This window comes from Methylotuvimicrobium buryatense, assembly GCF_005931095.1.
Classification (GTDB): domain Bacteria; phylum Pseudomonadota; class Gammaproteobacteria; order Methylococcales; family Methylomonadaceae; genus Methylotuvimicrobium; species Methylotuvimicrobium buryatense.
This window is the reverse complement of the sequence record NZ_CP035467.1, coordinates 3856935-3874195: the sequence shown is the minus strand read 5'-3', so window position 1 is coordinate 3874195 and position 17261 is coordinate 3856935. Positions and strand designations below refer to the sequence as shown.

At 51.2% G+C, this 17261-nt stretch carries 18 protein-coding genes; 15 read left to right on the top strand and 3 right to left on the bottom strand.

Annotated elements, in window-relative coordinates:
- A complete protein-coding gene (gene nifL, locus EQU24_RS17270) occupies positions 1-1641 on the bottom strand; it encodes a nitrogen fixation negative regulator NifL (RefSeq protein ID WP_235726433.1) in 1641 nt (546 codons plus the stop codon).
- 331 nt (positions 1642-1972) lie between these two features.
- On the opposite strand from nifL, the gene rsxA reads away from it, so the two are divergent.
- From rsxA to EQU24_RS17195, 15 genes are all read left to right on the top strand, one after another.
- Positions 1973-2545, top strand: coding sequence for an electron transport complex subunit RsxA (rsxA, locus tag EQU24_RS17265; RefSeq protein WP_017842376.1), 573 nt, complete (start codon positions 1973-1975; stop codon positions 2543-2545).
- A 19-nt stretch (positions 2546-2564) separates the two neighbouring features.
- Positions 2565-3116, top strand: coding sequence for an RnfABCDGE type electron transport complex subunit B (locus EQU24_RS17260; RefSeq protein ID WP_017842377.1), 552 nt, complete (start codon positions 2565-2567; stop codon positions 3114-3116).
- Entirely contained in the window at positions 3113-4588 is a 1476-nt protein-coding gene (gene rsxC, locus EQU24_RS17255) for an electron transport complex subunit RsxC (RefSeq protein ID WP_017842378.1), read from the top strand. Before EQU24_RS17260 ends, rsxC begins: the two co-directional genes overlap by 4 nt.
- Positions 4589-4938: 350 nt before the next feature.
- The gene (locus EQU24_RS17250) at positions 4939-6021 is read left to right on the top strand and encodes an RnfABCDGE type electron transport complex subunit D (RefSeq protein ID WP_017842379.1); all 1083 of its coding nucleotides are present in this window, start codon (positions 4939-4941) and stop codon (positions 6019-6021) included.
- A 251-nt stretch (positions 6022-6272) separates the two neighbouring features.
- Positions 6273-6893 (top strand): electron transport complex subunit RsxG, encoded by a 621-nt coding sequence (gene rsxG, locus EQU24_RS17245; protein WP_017842380.1) that lies wholly within the window; start codon positions 6273-6275, stop codon positions 6891-6893.
- 177 nt (positions 6894-7070) lie between these two features.
- On the top strand, positions 7071-7760 hold the full coding sequence (locus tag EQU24_RS17240) for an electron transport complex subunit E (protein ID WP_017842381.1): 690 nt from the start codon (positions 7071-7073) through the stop codon (positions 7758-7760).
- Positions 7761-7770: 10 nt separating this feature from the next.
- Positions 7771-8031: an RnfH family protein gene (locus tag EQU24_RS17235; protein WP_017842382.1), complete on the top strand. Its 261-nt coding sequence runs from the start codon at positions 7771-7773 to the stop codon at positions 8029-8031.
- 279 nt (positions 8032-8310) lie between these two features.
- Positions 8311-9801 carry a nitrogenase cofactor biosynthesis protein NifB gene (gene nifB / locus EQU24_RS17230; protein ID WP_017842383.1) on the top strand — a complete coding sequence of 497 codons (1491 nt, stop codon included), beginning with the start codon at positions 8311-8313 and terminating at the stop codon, positions 9799-9801.
- A 61-nt stretch (positions 9802-9862) separates the two neighbouring features.
- Entirely contained in the window at positions 9863-10141 is a 279-nt protein-coding gene (locus EQU24_RS17225; protein ID WP_017842384.1) for a 4Fe-4S dicluster domain-containing protein, read from the top strand.
- Positions 10142-10206: 65 nt separating this feature from the next.
- Positions 10207-10632, top strand: coding sequence for an ArsC/Spx/MgsR family protein (locus EQU24_RS17220; protein ID WP_026130353.1), 426 nt, complete (start codon positions 10207-10209; stop codon positions 10630-10632).
- Positions 10620-11909, top strand: a complete 1290-nt coding sequence (locus EQU24_RS17215) for an FprA family A-type flavoprotein (RefSeq protein WP_017842386.1) — start codon at positions 10620-10622, stop codon at positions 11907-11909. The genes EQU24_RS17220 and EQU24_RS17215 overlap by 13 nt, the downstream gene beginning before the upstream one ends.
- A gap of 128 nt (positions 11910-12037) precedes the next feature.
- The gene (locus EQU24_RS17210) at positions 12038-12325 is read left to right on the top strand and encodes a 2Fe-2S iron-sulfur cluster-binding protein (protein ID WP_017842387.1); all 288 of its coding nucleotides are present in this window, start codon (positions 12038-12040) and stop codon (positions 12323-12325) included.
- A 19-nt stretch (positions 12326-12344) separates the two neighbouring features.
- Positions 12345-12695, top strand: coding sequence for a 2Fe-2S iron-sulfur cluster-binding protein (locus tag EQU24_RS17205; RefSeq protein ID WP_017842388.1), 351 nt, complete (start codon positions 12345-12347; stop codon positions 12693-12695).
- Entirely contained in the window at positions 12695-13300 is a 606-nt protein-coding gene (locus EQU24_RS17200) for a nitrogen fixation protein NifQ (RefSeq protein WP_017842389.1), read from the top strand. The genes EQU24_RS17205 and EQU24_RS17200 overlap by 1 nt, the downstream gene beginning before the upstream one ends.
- A 269-nt stretch (positions 13301-13569) precedes the next feature.
- Positions 13570-14136 (top strand): Uma2 family endonuclease, encoded by a 567-nt coding sequence (locus tag EQU24_RS17195; protein ID WP_017842390.1) that lies wholly within the window; start codon positions 13570-13572, stop codon positions 14134-14136.
- A 535-nt stretch (positions 14137-14671) separates the two neighbouring features.
- On the opposite strand, the gene EQU24_RS17190 is transcribed toward EQU24_RS17195, so the two are convergent.
- Positions 14672-15577, bottom strand: a complete 906-nt coding sequence (locus tag EQU24_RS17190; RefSeq protein WP_017842391.1) for an MFS transporter — start codon at positions 15575-15577, stop codon at positions 14672-14674.
- Positions 15578-15617: 40 nt separating this feature from the next.
- Positions 15618-17198: an IS66 family transposase gene (gene tnpC, locus EQU24_RS17185; protein WP_040575330.1), complete on the bottom strand. Its 1581-nt coding sequence runs from the start codon at positions 17196-17198 to the stop codon at positions 15618-15620.
- Between the last annotated feature and the right edge of the window lie 63 nt (positions 17199-17261).

The following is a 17261-nucleotide window of genomic DNA, read 5'->3' as shown; positions in this document are numbered from 1 at the left end:
TTATCGTTTGGTTTTAGCGTTTCGATAGATTGGAAAACCGATTTTAAATCGGCAACCTTGATCGTAATTCGGATCGATTTCGATGCCGGCTTTATGTTGATTGACGATTTCCTGGACCATGACTAAACCCATGCCTGCCTTGATCGTGCCCATCGGGCGGGTCGTGTAAAAAGGTTGAAATACCTTGATGCGCTGGTCCGGATGGATACCTGGGCCGGTATCTTCAATCGACACATTGACTCGATCGTTGTCGACATGCGTTGCAATAGCAATGGAACGTTCGCGGCTCCCTGCGCGGTTCATTGCTTCTATCGCGTTATCGATTAACTGTTTGAATAGCATGCGCAGCTTGTTTTCCGAACCCAATACCGAAGGCAGCGTCGAACTGGGCCGCCAATCGATGACGATCCCGTTGGCCAGAAGCTTATAACTACTTAGCTCCACGACCTCATGCAGAATTTGGTTCAAATTGACCGGAATCACGGCGGTTTCCGGGATTTCGGGAACGCATCGCTGTAAGGTTTCCAGAGTCTCTTCGCCTTTCGTACCGACTTGTTCGAGCAGTTCTCTCAACGGTTGGTTTTGAATATCGTTGCGATGACTCATGATGTTGATTGCTGCACTAATTTGATTTAACGGTTGCCTAATTTGGTGCATCGCGCCGAGTAAGGTTTCCCGGATGCTACGGATTTGCTCTTCCTCGGCCAAAATGGTGCGAAGATTCTGTAGGTGCAATTCCTCCTGCTGGCGGCGTTGTTGCGTGATATCGCTGAAACTGAGCAGTAAATAATCTTTGGTTTCCCCGGAAAAAAATGCGTCGGCGCCGGTTTCCTTTTCGGCGAACCAGTTACCGGAGCATGCGTACCACCGCGTCCCGCGCTTATCGATGCCTTCGATTCGAAGTTCTCTGTTGACGAAACCGCGTTCTTTTCGGGCCGCGTATTGCCATAGATCGCCCATGTCCTGGCGTAATAACTTCAAAAAAAACAACACTGGTTCAGTCAAGCCCAGATCGCTGATCATCATTTTATATACTTGGTTATCCAGGACGACGCGATCGTTCTTATCGATGACCACCATCGCTACCGGCGATGCATTGATCACCGATTCGATCAATTGCTTCTGATTGATTAACTTTTGTTCGGAGGCGTGTGTTTGGGTGATATCCCGGTGCATGCCGATGTAATGCGTGATTTTTCCCTGTTCGTCCTGCATGGGCGCAATCGTGAGCTCTGCAAGATATGGGGCTCCGTTTTTATTTTTGTTGATCAAACGGCCGCGCCAGATTTTTTTGCGGGTGATTGTGTGCCACAAATCGTAATAGACCTGGCGGGGTGTCGATTTGGCCGATAACTCGGATTCATTACGTCCGAGGATTTCTGCGGGACGGTAGCCGGTGGTATCGGTAAATGCTTGATTAATGTAGAGAATGTTGGCTTTTTTGTCGGTGATCGATATGGCGATCGGTACTTGCTCGACAACTTTGATCAATAGAAAAAAGGGGAGCATCTTGCCTTGACGGCTAAACGATTCGATCAAATCCAATAGCTGTTTATCGATCGTCAACGACGGAGCGAATAGTGTCATCATTTGCTCGATATCGTTGGGATGGGTTTCGTAACCGGGAAGCGTATTGTTCATATCGATCGGTCTCGTAATTTCCATAATAATAAAAAGGAATATGCAAATTAGAAGCCAATTTCGATTAGGCTGAAAACAATCGCCAGATTTGAAAATTGGAAGGAGGGGGATGCTTGCCGTAGGACATTTTTATTACCGGATAAAAATGCTTGGATTTGTAAGTTTTACGACAATGAGGCGCGAGGATTGAAGGCGACTGTTCAATTTCCAACAGTCGGTCCGATGCCGCCATTATTCTTAACCTTGATATTCCGGGATTTGCAAGCTTGGTCGACTTATTGGCACGTTTGCTGCTCCGCCGATATTAGAGGCAATTTGTAGGGTAGGGGCAATGGGCGATTATTTCATGTTGATTCTAGGCACGGCATTGGTCAACAACGTCGTGTTGGTCAAGTTTCTGGGATTGTGCCCGTTTATGGGAGTCTCCAATAAGCTGGATACGGCGTTGGGGATGGGCTTGGCGACAACCTTCGTATTGACGTTGGCGGCTTCTGCCGGTTGGGTGTTGGAACACGGGGTATTGATACCGCTCGATATCGGCTTCATGCGCGTACTGGGTTTTATCTTGGTGATTGCGGCAGTTGTACAGTTCACCGAAATGGTCATTCATAAAACCAGCCCGGTGCTTTATCAAGTATTGGGAATATTCTTGCCCCTCATTACCACGAATTGTGCGGTGCTTGGCGTCGCTTTGCTGAATATTCAACACGATTCGAATTTCTTGCAGAGCGTCATGTTCGGTTTCGGGTCGGCATTGGGGTTTACGCTGGTGATGGTTATTTTTGCAGGACTTAGAGAGCGTCTTTCTTTAATGACGGTACCGGTATTATTTGACGGTACGCCGATCGCATTCATAACCGCCGGAATTCTCTCTCTCGCCTTTATGGGTTTTGCCGGACTTTAAAAGTTAGACAGGGGGCTTTATGTACGTATTATCCGCGATAGCAAGTTTGGCGACATTGGGTTTGATCCTGGGTTGGATACTGGCCGTCGCCGCGAAATACCTCAAAGTCGAAACTAACCCGATCGTTCAAGAACTTGAAGCACTGATGCCGGGTTCGCAATGCGGGCAATGCGGTTATCCCGGTTGTAAACCGGCCGCCGAGGCATTGGCCCGGGGAGAAGCGTTGGTGACTCTGTGTCCTCCCGGGGGCAGTGCATTGGCGGAGCAATTTGCGGTATTGTTGGGTATATCGGTCGATTTGAGCGGTTTCGAAGAGCCTGAAATACTTATCGCCAAGGTCAGCGAAGCGACCTGTACCGGTTGCACGCGCTGTTTCAAAGTGTGTCCGACCGACGCGATCGTCGGCGCGCCGAAGCAAATTCATACTGTAGTCGCCGATGCCTGTATCGGATGCCGCAAATGCGTCGATGTGTGTCCGACGGAATGCTTGCAAATGCACCGGCCCGAATTAACTCTACGCAACTGGCGCTGGCATAAACCCTCCGGGCAACCTGCGGGAGCAGCGGCATGATAGCGCTGTTACAGAGTTTGCGCATTCGGGGCGGTATTCACGTCAATGAGCATAAACAGGCCACTGCAGGACTGCCGATCGACGATTCTTTTCCGTTGCCGAAACGCTTGTATATACCGCTGCAGCAGCACGTCGGAAAACCGGCCGAACCGGTTGTCAGGGTCGGCGATACGGTATTCAAAGGACAATTGCTTGCGCACAGTCAAGGGCTGATATCGGCACCCGTGCATGCGCCGAGTTCGGGTACTGTCGCCGATATCGCCGAATATCCCGCCCCGCATCCGTCCGCGCTGCCGATTCGCACAGTGTTCCTTGATACCGACGGTACAGATACCGTGCAATCCGGAGAATCGGCGACCGATCCTTTTACGCTAGAGCCGGAGGAAATCAGTCTTCGGGTCGCTTCGGCCGGTGTGGTCGGCTTGGGCGGAGCGACCTTTCCGTCGGCGGTCAAGTTGAACCTGGGGCGGCAAAACAAAATACATACGCTTTTGATCAACGGCGGCGAATGCGAGCCGTATTTGACCTGCGACGACCGGTTGATGCAGGAGAACGCCGCCGAAATCGTCGACGGTATACGCATTATGTTGCACGGTATGGAAACCGGACGAGCCATGGTCGGTATCGAGGACAATAAACCGGAAGCGTTGAAGGCGATGCGAACCGCAGCAAATTTCCACCCGAATATCGAAATTTGCAAAATTCCGACCCGCTATCCGATGGGGTGGGACAGACAATTGATCCGCTATTTAACCGGTAGAGAAGTTCCCGCCGGAGGACGTGCGACTGACGTCGGCGTGTTGATGCACAATGTCGCGACCGCCTATGCGATCCATCAAGCAATCCGTTACGGCCGGCCTTTGATCGATCGTGTCGTGACGGTCGCCGGCGGCGCCGTAGCGAATCCGAAGAACGTTAGAGTGCCGATCGGTACTTTGATTTCAGAAGTATTGGTCTTTTGCGGTGCCGATAAAACGCGAACAGGGCGATGGGTCATGGGCGGTCCGATGATGGGCGAAGCACTTCCGTTCGCCGATGTGCCGGTCGTCAAGGCGACAAGCGGCGTTTTGGCGTTGACCGGGTCTGAAGTCAAGCAAGGCGAAGAGCAGCCTTGTATTCGGTGTGCGCGATGTATTTCGGTTTGTCCGGCCGGATTATTGCCGGTCGATATGGCCAACCGGATTCGTAACAACCGCCTGGAAGCCGCCGTCGACATCGGCCTGAAAGATTGCATCAGTTGTGGTTCGTGTTCCTATGTATGTCCTTCCAACATTCCGTTGGTGCATTATTTTAAATTCGCGGCCGGAGAATTGGCAGCCAGGCAACAGGCCAAACATAAATCCGAACAAACCAGCAAATTGATCGATGAACGAAACAAACGCATGGAACGAATCGAAAAACAAAAAGCCGAGGAATTAGCCCAGGCCAGGGCGGCGAAAGAGCAATCCGAAAAAGCGGATACCACGATTTGACCGGGCTGCGCTGTTATGCGATCCGGCAAACGAAGCAGATTGTAATTATTCACCCCCCCCCTATCGTTCCCACGCTCTAGCGGGAATGAAGACCGAGAAGCTCTAGCGTCTCGTACCGCTGGAGCGGTTCTCAGGCATTCCCACGCAGAGCGTGGGAACGATAATTGTCGGGGGACTGAATAGTTACAGCAGATTGGCTCTGTCGAATCATAAATTTCCCGGTGGCCGAAGCGTAATGCTTTTCTCTTTAGCTTGTAGATCTTGTTATTCCCCTTGCCGAGAATAAGCGATCCAGACCAAATCATATACAGCACGTTTACGAAAACTTTTTAATCAACCGGGGAAGCGATATGTTGACTATCAAACCGTCCAGCGGGCCGCATACCGGATCGGCAATCGGCGTCGGCAGTATCATGAGACAGGTGATATACGCATTGCTGCCTGCAACGGCATTCGGCCTTTACCTTTTCGGTTGGCCGGCCGTCAATTTGTTATTGGTGACACTGTTTGCGTCGTTGGCATTTGAGGCCTTATGTTTGAAACTGGCCGGCAAACCGGCAATACCGGCGCTGAAAGACGGTTCCGCACTGTTGACGGGATGGTTGCTGGCGATGACATTGCCGCCGTGGGCGCCGTGGTGGATCGGCGTGCTCGGCGCCGGCATTGCGATCGTCTTGGGGAAGCAAGTTTATGGCGGACTGGGACAAAATTTATTCAACCCGGCGATGCTGGCGCGTGTCGTGTTGCTGATTTCATTTCCATTGGAAATGACGACCTGGGCCGATGTTACTCCCTGGTTAACGGAATCGGCACCCGGTTTTTATGAAGGCCTGACGATTACATTTACCGGATTGAGCAATCCCGATGCTGTGACCGGGGCGACATTGTTGGGTCATGTCAAGACCGAATGGCTGCAAAAACATCCGCTGTCCGAGAGTCTGTCCGATTTCGGCACGCTGAATATGTGGCTGGGAATGGCGCGCGGCAGTTTGGGCGAAACTTCGGCTTTGTTATTGTTTGCCGGGGGGATGTGGTTATTACTGAAAAAAATCATTACTTGGCCTATTCCCATTTCGATGCTTGCATCGGTTGCTGTAATTTCCGGTCTGTTTCATTTTTTTGATCCCGAGCGTTATTTGAGTCCCGTTATGCACCTTGGCTCCGGCGCACTGATGTGCGCCGCTTTTTTTATAGCGACCGATTACGTCACTTCGCCGAATACGCCGCTCGGGCAAATAATCTTCGGCTCGCTCTGCGGTTTGTTGATCTACATGATACGGACCTGGGGCGGATATCCGGAAGGTGCCGGTTTTGCGATTCTGCTGATGAATTCGTTGACGCCGTTGATCGATCATTACATCAGGCCGCGCATTCAAGGGCGGGACCGGCGAGGTAGGCCGCTTGAGGAGAAGATGATTAAAGGTGAAAGGTGAAAGGTGAAAGGTGAAAGGTGAAAGGTGAAAGGTGAAAGGGGAAAGGGGAAAGGGGAAATTAGGACTTGACAAGAGTTTTATATGCAGCAACATTTTTTTGCTAACTGCTAACTGCTAACTGCTAACTGCTAACTGCTAACTGCTAACTGCTAACTGCTAACTGCTAACTGCTAACTGCTAACTGCTAACTGCTAACTGCTAACTGCTAACTGCTAAATTCCAACTACATACCATCGAACGGTGAATGTTCCATGCATTTCGAGCAATTGAAAACCCGTATTTCTTACCAAACGCTGCTACTGGCCGGTTTTGCTTTGGCCGCAAGCGCCTTGCTAGGCATCGGCGATTGGAACACGCGCGAGGCGATCGAAATGCGCCGGCAAGAAGATTTAAAGGCCTCACTTGCACAAGTGATACCTGACGAACTATATGACAACGATTTGCTGGAAAGTACCGTAATAGTGCCGGGGGACGGCTTGCCGAATGCACAGGAGACCGTGGTTTATCAGGCGCGCAAAAAGGGCCGCATGACAGCCGCAGCGTTTCGCTTGACCGCACCGGACGGTTATTCGGGCAATATCGACATGGTTATCGGTATTGCCCGAAACGACGAAATATTAGGCGTGCGTGTGATTGCCCATGCCGAAACGCCGGGGCTCGGCGACAAGATCGAAATCGCTAAGTCCGACTGGATCTTAAGCTTCAACGGCCGTTCGCTCGAGAACCCGACCGTCGAACAGTGGGCCGTCAAGAAGGACGGAGGCGAATTCGATCAATTCAGCGGCGCAACGATCACGCCGCGTGCCGTCGTCAATGCAGTCCATCGGGGATTATTGTTTTTCGACAAGCATTGTTCCGAAATCGTCGAATGATACGCGTTATACCTTTCGCACTTCAAATTTCGGCAGTGCCTGAGGAGGCGCCGGGGTGCTCGGCAAAGGCTTTGCCAGCATGGAGCTGGCATAGAGCAGGGACGTATTCACGGCGCCCTTTGAAGTGCGCCCCGGCGCCGAATTTTGATCTACGATGGGTATATTTGGAGACTTGATATGTTGTTACCCGAAACCTACAAAAAATTAGCCGGCGAGGGCCTTTGGCATAACAATGTCGTATTCGGCCAAAATCTGGCGCTTTGTCCGCTGTTGGCGGTGACGGGAACGGCAACCAACGGCTTGGGCATGGGACTTGCGACACTGGTTGTACTGGTTTGCTCGAACGGATTGGTGTCGCTCAACAGGCATCTGATTCCCGCGGAAGTCAGGATTCCGGTATTCGTATTGCTGATTGCCGCGTTGGTGACGCTGGTCGATATGACGATGAATGCCTGGCTCCATGAGATGCATAAAGTGCTGGGTTTATTCATCCCGCTGATCGTCACGAATTGCGCTATTTTGGGACGCGCCGAATCGTACGCATCGAAAAATCCGGTTGTCTTGTCGTTGTGGGACGGATTGATGATGGGTTTCGGTTTTACGCTCGTATTGGTTCTGCTGGGCGCGGTGCGCGAAATCATTTCGTCCGGAACTTTATTCGCGAATGCGTCTTTATTGCTAGGCGAATCTTTGGCGTTTCTGGAAACGACATTGATTCCTGATTACAAGGGGTTTTTGTTGACCGCCTTGCCGCCGGGCGGATTTATCGCCCTCGGCTTTATCATCGCCGGCAAGCGTCTGGTCGATAGGCGATTTGCCGCAAGAACAATCCGTGAAACGGCCGGACAAGCGTTGACGGAAAGTTAAGGAGCGCGATATGAATGTCGGAATTTGTTACGGGGACGCCGATCGGCAAACTTGGATGCGAATCGAGGTGCCGGGCGAGAGTACTATCGAGCAAGCGATCGCATTGTCGGGATTGTTGAAACAGTATCCGGAAATCGATTTAACGGTTCAAAAAGTCGGTATATTCGGCAAGATAGCTAAATTGGATACCGTCGTGAAAGACGGCGACCGCGTCGAAATCTACCGGCCGATCATCGCCGACCCGAAATTGGTCAAGCGGCGGAAGATATGAGCAGAGGCGCCAGTATCTGATTAGCTAACGGTTTTCTAAAAGGGGTCAGGTTACTTTTATTGGGATTAAAAGTAACCTGACCCCTTTTATACCTTTTATAACATCGATGACTTGGATTGTCCGATTAACCACATTGACAAAGAGGAACGATGTGACATTTACGACAAAAATCCCTTTCTATTCTTTTTAGTCTACTAAAAACAATAGGATAGAGTTTAATTTATGACTGGCACGAACTGTGCTATAAGCTTATTGACAATCATAAGCGAGGTGCCATTCATGGAATTGCCAGTACTCAACGAAACACCAGCAAGCAAAGGCGGATGCTCCGCCGGTTCTTGCGGTTCTACCGACGACCAGATGAACCATTTGTCCGAAGAGATTCGGGCCAAGGTGCAAAATCATCCTTGTTACTCCGAAGATGCCCATCATTATTTCGCGCGCATGCATGTTGCTGTTGCTCCTGCCTGTAATATTCAGTGCCATTACTGCAACCGCAAATACGATTGCGCGAACGAGTCGCGTCCCGGCGTTGTTTCCGAACTGCTGACACCGGACCAAGCCGTTAAGAAAACCATGGCGGTCGCGGCGAATATTCCGCAGATGACCGTGCTCGGTATCGCAGGGCCCGGCGATCCGCTCGCGAATCCGGAACGCACCTTCGACACATTTAGAAGGCTCAGCGAAGATGCGCCCGACATCAAACTCTGCGTATCGACCAACGGCTTGGCCTTGCCTGATTCGGTCGAAGAGCTATCCAAACACAACATCGATCATGTCACGATCACGATCAACTGCGTGGACCCCGAAATCGGCGCGAAGATCTATCCGTGGATCTTCTGGGAAAATCGGCGCATCAAGGGCAAGAAAGGCGCGAAGATTTTGATCGAGCAGCAGCAGAAGGGGCTCGAAATGCTCGTCGCGAAAGGCATTTTGGTCAAGGTCAATTCGGTGATGATTCCAGGCGTCAATGACAAGCACCTGGCCGAGGTCAGCAAGATCGTTAAGGCCAAGGGCGCGTTTTTACACAACGTGATGCCGTTGATCGCCGAAGCCGAGCACGGTACGTTCTACGGCGTGATGGGACAGCGCGGGCCGAACGCCGCTGAACTGCAGGATTTGCAGGACGAATGTTCCGGCGACATGAACATGATGCGCCATTGCCGCCAATGCCGGGCCGATGCGGTCGGATTGTTGGGCGAGGATAGAGGCGACGAGTTCACGCTAGACAAGATCGAAACGATGGAAATCGATTATCAGGCCGCGATGGAGAAGCGCAAGGTGATTCATCAGGCGATCGAAGCCGAAATGAACAGCAAACGCGAAGTGAAGGCCGAAAAAGCCGAACAATTCGCACAGGAAGACAAAATGACGACAAGGCCGGTGCTGATGGCGGTCGCGACCAGCGGGCAGGGCGTCATCAACGTACATTTCGGTCATGCGAAGGAGTTTCTGATCTACGAGGCTTCGCCGGACGGCGTGCGCTTCATCAGTCATCGCAAGGCCGATCAATACTGCGGCGGCGACACCACCTGCGGCGACGGCGAAACGGTGCTGCAGCGCACGATACATTCTTTGGAAGGCTGCGAGGCTGTCTTGTGTTCCAAGGTCGGTTACGAACCTTGGGAAATGCTCGAGCAGGCCGGCATCATGCCGAACGGCGAACATGCAATGGAGCCGATCGAAGATGCTGTGATGGCCGTTTATAAGGAAATGGCGCAAAGCGGCAAATTGGATGAAGCCGAGCAGGCCGAGCGAGCGGTTGCGTAGTGTCATGTCGGGTTACGGCTGACGCCTAACCCGACCTACTTTTTTCCACCGGAATAGCATCATGGCTCTAAAAATCATCGAATCCTGCGTCAATTGTTTTGCTTGCGAGCCGCTATGTCCGAGCAAAGCGATTTATGAAGCAAAACCCCATTTTTTGATAGATCCGAAAAAATGCACCGAATGCGAAGGCGATTTTTCGGTACCGCAATGCGCGAGTATTTGTCCGATCGAAGGGGCGATTCTCGATATGTTCGGCGAAGCATTGAATCCGCCCGGTTCGCTGACCGGCATACCTCCGGAGAAAATGGCCGAGGCGATGGCCGAATTACAGGCGCATTGAGGTGTGGGAGCGATGCCTGCATCGCGGCGATTGCGCTGGTTAAATCATTATTCGAGGAACTGCGAATGGCCTTGATCAATTTCTACGAGAAACCGGGCTGTCTCAATAATGTTCGGCAAAAACAGTTGTTGGTCCGGGCCGGGCATATGCTGATCGTCCATGATCTGTTGAGTCAATCCTGGGCCGATGAGCCGGAGAAACTGCTTTCTTTTTTCCGGAATAAACCGGTTTTCGACTGGTTCAATCCCAGTGCGCCGAAAATCAAACAAGGCTTGTTGAACCCGAACTCGATGACGGAGCTGGAAGCCATCAGTGCGATGGTTGACGACCCGATTTTGATCCGTCGGCCGTTGCTGGAATCGGGCGGCATCCGTATCGCCGGGTTCGATCCGGTTCTGATCGATACTTGGATTGGTTTAACGCCGGGTTCCGCCGAACGCGACTGGGAAACCTGTAACCGCAGCGAGACTAGCACCAGGTGCAAGCCGTGAACGAGGCCGAATTAATCGATAAGCAAGGATGTCCCAAAGCGGTCGAGTTGTCTGAGAGCGTGCATTGGATAGGGGCGTTAGACCCGAATCTTCGCACTTTCGACATCATCTTGAAAACCGCCAACGGCACGACCTACAACGCGTATGCGATTCGCGGCAGCGAGGGCGTTGCAGTTGTCGATACGGTCAAGGAAGGATTCGCCGATGATTTTTTCGCAAGACTTGAGAGCGTTGCCGATTACGACGAAATCAAAGTCATCGTGCTCAATCATCTGGAACCCGATCATACCGGCGCATTGCCGGAATTGATGCGGCGCGCGCCGGGGGCTCGCTTGTTCATTTCGCAAAAGGCCCAGGCGATGCTGAAAGCCCTGTTGAAACAAGACCAAATGAGCTACACGCCGGTCTTGACCGGCGACCGCGTATCGCTGGGTGACCGGACTTTGGAGTTTCTGCATACGCCTTATTTACACTGGCCCGATACGCAATGCACCTATTTGTCTGAAGAAAGAATGTTATTTTCCGGCGACGTATTCGGATGTCATTTTTGCGACAACAGGCTATTCAACGATCGGGCCGGCGATTTCCGTTTTTCGTTCGAATATTACTACGCGCACATCATGCGGCCATTCAAGGACTATGTCGTGCGCGCGCTGGATTTGATCGAGCCGTTGCCGATTTCTGTGATCGCTCCGACTCACGGCCCGATTTTGCGCGACCGGCCGGAACGTTATATCCGCCGTTACAGACAGCTGTCCGGGCCGTCGCTCGAAAGCGAAATCAGTCCGGAGCAAAAAACCTTGCTGATTTTTTATATCAGCTCCTACGGTAACACCCAGAGAATGGCCGAAGCCGTTTACAGTGGAGCGATGCAGGTGCAGGACGTCAGAGTGTCGCTTTACGATCTGGAAGGCGGCGAAATCGAACCGTTCGTCGATTTGATCGAAGAAGCCGACGGTTTGGTTTTCGGCACACCGACGATCAACGGCGATGCGGTCAAGCCGGTTTGGGATTTATTGTCGTCGCTGACCGTGATCAACATCAAGACCAAGCTCGGCGGCGTGTTCGGATCTTATGGCTGGACCGGCGAAGGTGTGCCATTGGTCGAGGACCGATTACGCGGTTTGAAGATGCGTGTACCGATCCCGGGGCTTCGCGTCAAATTGATTCCGACCGACGAAGAACTCGAAGCCTGCCGCGAATTCGGTCTGCAGCTCGCACAGGAATTGATGGGGTTGAGAGCGAGGAAAGTCATCGACATGGCTGACTTGGTATGAACGACAGGCGGTTCAACGATTGAGCCGGGACAAAAAAGAAAGAGGATATGCGGCATTTTTTTGATGGGCTCACTGTGCTTTGCCCATCCTACAATCAAACAATACTCACTACATTTAGGAGCAACAAAATGGCCAAATCGACCATTACATTCGAAGACATTAACGTAACTGTCACTGTGCCGGCCGGAACCCGTATTATCGAGGTTTCGGAAAAAGTCGGTTCCGGCATCACCTACGGTTGCCGCGAAGGCGATTGCGGCACCTGCATCATGAAAGTGACGAACGGGTGGAATCATTTGACCGAGCCTTCGGTACTGGAAGATAAGGTGCTGCGCGAAAACATGGCCGGCAAACATAACCGTCTGGCATGCCAGGCTCAGGCCTTGGGCGGCGAGATTTCGGTAAAACCTGTTTAAGAAATAAGAGGAGCTCATCATGGCATTAGTAACTTTCACGAATCCCGAATACCGCGACAAAACCGTCTACGCGGTGGCTGGTAGCCATACGCAAACCGTATTGAAGCTGGCACTCGAAAATAAGATACCGATTAATTTCGAATGCGAGGATGGCGAATGCGGTACCTGTCTGGTCAAAGTCAGCAGCATTGACGACAAACATCAGCGCATGGGCGGACCGTTGACGGACAAGGAAAAAATCTTGCTGCTCGAGCTGGGTAAGATCACGAAGGACCAAATTGAAACGATGCATGTCGACGACCTGCCGACCGATTGGCGCATGGCTTGCCAGATGATAGTCAGGGACGAGGATATTCGAGTCCAGTATTGATGCCTACGGCAAGCTTAGCTCCACGCGCCGGCTTTTACACGGTTCCGGACATGACCCGCCAACAGTTCTACCTGGATTTAACCGAACGTTCGAACCGTTCGCCGAACGCGCACTGGCTGGCGCAAATAATAGCCAGTTGGCGGGCCGGGGAGGGCGTTCTGCCCGATTTTTTGGGGCTTGAACCGGAACGATTCGACGAGTTGCTAAGCCGATGTTTTCCAGGGTGTTATGTCGAAAGACAAGCTCCGTCCGGAAAAACCCAAGATTTTAGCCGAATGTTAGAGCGGGAAGATCTGGAAAATCTATTAGCCGAACTTCGTTCTCCCGCCGTTGCCGAGTCCGAATGGATAGCCGCGATCATTGTCGCGGCGTGTCTCGGCAGCGATCACCTCTGGCAGGATTTGGGATTATGGTCGCGTAAGGAGCTATCGGCGCTGCTGGTACATAATTTCCCAGACCTCGCCGCACGTAACACCAAAGACATGAAATGGAAAAAATTTCTCTACAAGCAATTATGCGAGGCGGAGGGCTTATCTCTGTGCCGCGCGCCGTCCTGCGAAGTATGCGAGGATTACCGTCACTGTTTCGGGCCGGAGGACGAATAATTTTCGTAAATGGGGAATCGGCTGCGTAGCTGAAAGGTGCGCGATGCGCAGCCTAATGGCTGACCCAATTATCATAAAGTTACATGATAGGACCACGACAGCCTAAGGACTGAGCCGGATTTTGATGATTAGGCGGCCCCTGATTTTTAACGTTTCCAGCCTGCTTTTTAAGCCTATCTTGCAATTGTCAGTTGAACAGTCAACAATAGTTGGAGATGTCGATATATGAATACAAAACCCGAAGTCAATTCTCCTCCCGGTAACTGTTTATGAATCAACCCGCCTATCGTTTCGCCGTTTATGAAGACTTGTTTGATTTGCCCGATCATATAATCGGCGAAATTCTGCATGGTCAATTGATTACCCAGCCCCGTCCGGCACCTAAACACGCCCGAGCCGCCTCGATTATCGGCGGTGAAGTGATGGGGCCTTTCGATCAAGGCAAAGGAGGGCCGGGCGGATGGTGGATTTTAGATGAACCGGAGCTGCATTTGGGATCCCATATTTTGGTACCCGATCTCGCCGGATGGCGTAAAGAGCGAATGCCGCGATTTCCTGATGAGGCTTATTTCAGTCTCGCGCCCGATTGGGTTTGTGAAGTAATATCTCCTGGCACCGCGCGCACGGACCGAGTTGTCAAAATGCCGATATATGCGGAGGCGTCGGTGCAATGGTTGTGGTTGGTCGATCCCGATCTTCGGATATTGGAGGCATATCGCCTACTCGACGGACATTGGCTGTTGGAGCGCACTTGGCAAAACGACGATATCGTCAGTGCTCCACCGTTCGATGCGATCAACATGAACTTGGGTGATCTTTGGCTGCCGCAAGACTGAGTAGAGCAAAAGTAGGGCGTGTAAGACGCTTTATTGCAAGAAATAAAAGAGATACGGCCTCTTTATCGCTCAAAAATAGCATATAGGATGTGGTGAGGAACGAACCGCACTTGTGCCCTTTGGGTATCGGTCGCGATCGATAGGCATCGCTAATGCTCAATGCATTCTTCACGCTAAACGGTTGCGGCAGGCGCTCAATAAAGAACCTATCGGGATTGTTCAAGTGGGTGGATATTATTGGTGTGAACTATGCTGAATTGAGCCGCGCAGTAAAACAGGGGGAAAGGGAAGTGTTAATGTCAAACATAAGGCCCCAATTTTGTTGCTCGATTGACAGGTGTCGGCGGCAGGGCATATTTTTGCTCCTCGGCAATTGCTGAGTTACATGGATGTAATGAATGCAGAAAATGCAGGAGCATTTTTCTGCCCTGCATTGCCCTAATACACGCCATCTATGGCGTAATGCAAAATCTGCATTTATGCGCGAACATAGCCTTTGAAAAATAGGGGGGTAGGGGAGATTATTAAATTCCCCTCAATCATTCTTTTTTAATGATGGGAGGTCATCAATTACGCCGGAATTGCGGTAATTTGCCAACAGGGCTTGAATACTTGGCTTTAAAAACACTAAGCTGCCAATAAGACTCATAGCACTCGCAAGAGAAATTGCGTAGGAAAATGTACCTGAAAAATCAAATAGCAAACCTCCGCTTATAGGACCTGCAATGCCCGCTATTGCATATCCTAAAAATACATAAGGGTAAATAATGCCAAGATTCCTTACGCCAAATACCTGAGCTGTTTCTTTGGCAAAAAGTACAAAATTACCGCCAAAACTAAATCCTATTAAAAAAGAAATAACCAAATAAGATGTATTAGACAATGTAATGATATTCAACAGAATAATAGCTACAGATTGAAAAAATAGCGCTAAAAATATACTTAAACTTGCTCCTATAATGTCACTCAAAAATCCCCAAACAAGCCTTCCTGAAAAGTTTGCAACAGCAAATAATGAAACTCCTACAATCAAATAGTGAGTGTTAATATTGCTTTGTCCACCAATAATTTTTAAACTTCCAATTATGAGTAAGCCAGCAAATGTCCCAAAGAAAATTCCTATAAATAGCTTTCGGAAAATCGCTGATCTCCAAAAATCAACTGTACTGATTATTTTTTCATTGTCGATAAGAATATTTTGACAAATTAAATTTGACAACAAAAATATAACTACACCGTATGATATTCCTATTATTTCAAGCAGTTGTAAAACATCTTTTCCATTGGTCAAGATTGTTTCCGATATATCCGACATGAATACCGCACCTAATCCAAAACCTGCGGCTGATATGCCTGTAATTAGACCCTTTTTTTCAGGAAACCATTGAACTGGCGAAGTCAGCGCAACCCAATAACCGAAACCAGTCGCTATTCCAACCATAACTCCAATCCCGTAATCGTTTAGCCCCCCCCTGTTCCTATCACGCCAAAACCGGCATAGGCAAACGAGGGACGGGTTGGTTTTTACGGCGTTCGGCCAGTGTTTGAGCAATAAACTCCCAAGGATTCAGGTCTCTCAAACGCGCGGTATCAATCACGCTCGCCAGCAAGGCAACCACGCGACTGCCTTGTGCCGTCCGCGAACCGAAGGTGATTTTGCGCAGCAATACCCAGTGCCGCAAACTGCGTTCCGCCACGTTGTTGGTCAATGGATGCGCCGGCGTTTCGACCACGCGCACGATGGCCTCCCAATCGTTGAGAAATTCGCCGGCTAATTGTCGGCTGTCAACATGCGCGATGTCTCGGTGCGTCTCGCAGAGCGAGCGCAGCAAGGTCAGCAACTGTTGATTCTGCGCCCATAAGGATTCGGCATCCGGCGGCGATTCGCGGAGTCGGTGGATGTTGCGCATCAACAGGATCATGGCCAATAACAAGGCTTCGCCGAAAGCTTGTCCTTCGCTATCCAGGCACTGATACAGTGCTCGGGCCTTGCGCACCAAGTGCGCCCAACAGCGCAAGCGCCTAGGAAAGATGCGATAGACGCTGTAGCCGTCGGTCATCAGTAAGCCGCAAAACGCTTCCCCTAAGAGCTGGTTCACGACGAGACGATGGCGTTTGCCCACTTGATAAATCACCGTCTGTGCGCTGACAAAGACCCAGAGCCAAAATAACTGCCCGGCTTCTTTCCAGGGTGTTTCATCGATATGTAAGAGGCCGGCGGCCTTGAGTTCCGCGATCAACTGCTCGTCGACGACCGGCGCAACGGCACGTCCCGCTTCATGAATGCATTGATTGATGGTGCTGGTGCTGAGGTAGATTCCCAGCCAATCGCGCAAATAGGCTTGGATTCTGCTGCGCGATGCCCGTAGGGACAATGAGAGATAAACCAAAAAGCTAACCAACCGAGGGCCGCACAGATGCCATTCGCTCAGGGCTACGCTCCAGCCATCTTCGTCGGCGCCTCGCCCGGGCTCGGCGCGGGTTTGATGACCGCAGGGACAGGTCGCCGAGAAGTAGTCATGTCGGCTATGTTCGATTTGTAATTTCGGCGATTCGGCGTTGCCGATTTCAAGCTCCAGTTCGAACCGGGCGTTCCAGGGTCGGTAGTCGGTGTTGTCGGCAAACGATTGCCTACACGCGGCGCAGCAATCCGGGCGATGCTCAATTGTCCGTGTCACCGGTAAGGTCAGGTTGCGGCTATAGCCTGGGCTACCGACTTGGCGCCCGGCTTTTTTAGGCTTTCCGCTATCACCGGTCGCCGCCGGAGGTGTTGCCGAGTCCTGGCTAGGTAAGTCATCTGACGAAGACTCAGACGAATCCAGTGCCGACAAGTCGTCCGTTGCCGGCGCTTCTTCCGACGGTTCGGCGCTGGATTGATTCGATTGCCAAGGCTCCCGGGATGACGGCGGACGCGAACTCGTATCCGGGGATTGTTTGAGTCGTTCTCGGGCTTCTTTGAGATCCGCCAACAGTTGCTTACTCAATGGACGCAACTCACCCTCCGGCAAATCATCCAGATAGTCCGTGTCCATTTGGCTAAGGTCTCGGTCGCTCAACGTCATGTCCTATAGCTTTTCATGTTTTAACGGGAGATGCTACTTTTTTAGTGATGGGGGGCTAAACGA

Excerpts from the sequence above, each read along its gene's own strand:
- EQU24_RS17205 (WP_017842388.1), top strand. The coding sequence starts at position 12,345 with ATGGCATTAGTAACTTTCACGAATCCCGAATACCGCGACAAAACCGTC.
- rsxA (WP_017842376.1), top strand. The coding sequence starts at position 1,973 with ATGGGCGATTATTTCATGTTGATTCTAGGCACGGCATTGGTCAACAAC.
- EQU24_RS17190 (WP_017842391.1), bottom strand. The coding sequence starts at position 15,577 with ATGGTTGGAATAGCGACTGGTTTCGGTTATTGGGTTGCGCTGACTTCG.
- EQU24_RS17235 (WP_017842382.1), top strand. The coding sequence starts at position 7,771 with ATGAATGTCGGAATTTGTTACGGGGACGCCGATCGGCAAACTTGGATG.
- EQU24_RS17200 (WP_017842389.1), top strand. The coding sequence starts at position 12,695 with ATGCCTACGGCAAGCTTAGCTCCACGCGCCGGCTTTTACACGGTTCCG.
- nifB (WP_017842383.1), top strand. The coding sequence starts at position 8,311 with ATGGAATTGCCAGTACTCAACGAAACACCAGCAAGCAAAGGCGGATGC.
- nifL (WP_235726433.1), bottom strand. The coding sequence starts at position 1,641 with ATGAACAATACGCTTCCCGGTTACGAAACCCATCCCAACGATATCGAG.
- EQU24_RS17195 (WP_017842390.1), top strand. The coding sequence starts at position 13,570 with ATGAATCAACCCGCCTATCGTTTCGCCGTTTATGAAGACTTGTTTGAT.
- EQU24_RS17240 (WP_017842381.1), top strand. The coding sequence starts at position 7,071 with ATGTTGTTACCCGAAACCTACAAAAAATTAGCCGGCGAGGGCCTTTGG.
- tnpC (WP_040575330.1), bottom strand. The coding sequence starts at position 17,198 with ATGACGTTGAGCGACCGAGACCTTAGCCAAATGGACACGGACTATCTG.
- EQU24_RS17220 (WP_026130353.1), top strand. The coding sequence starts at position 10,207 with ATGGCCTTGATCAATTTCTACGAGAAACCGGGCTGTCTCAATAATGTT.
- rsxG (WP_017842380.1), top strand. The coding sequence starts at position 6,273 with ATGCATTTCGAGCAATTGAAAACCCGTATTTCTTACCAAACGCTGCTA.
- EQU24_RS17210 (WP_017842387.1), top strand. The coding sequence starts at position 12,038 with ATGGCCAAATCGACCATTACATTCGAAGACATTAACGTAACTGTCACT.
- rsxC (WP_017842378.1), top strand. The coding sequence starts at position 3,113 with ATGATAGCGCTGTTACAGAGTTTGCGCATTCGGGGCGGTATTCACGTC.
- EQU24_RS17250 (WP_017842379.1), top strand. The coding sequence starts at position 4,939 with ATGTTGACTATCAAACCGTCCAGCGGGCCGCATACCGGATCGGCAATC.
- EQU24_RS17225 (WP_017842384.1), top strand. The coding sequence starts at position 9,863 with ATGGCTCTAAAAATCATCGAATCCTGCGTCAATTGTTTTGCTTGCGAG.
- EQU24_RS17260 (WP_017842377.1), top strand. The coding sequence starts at position 2,565 with ATGTACGTATTATCCGCGATAGCAAGTTTGGCGACATTGGGTTTGATC.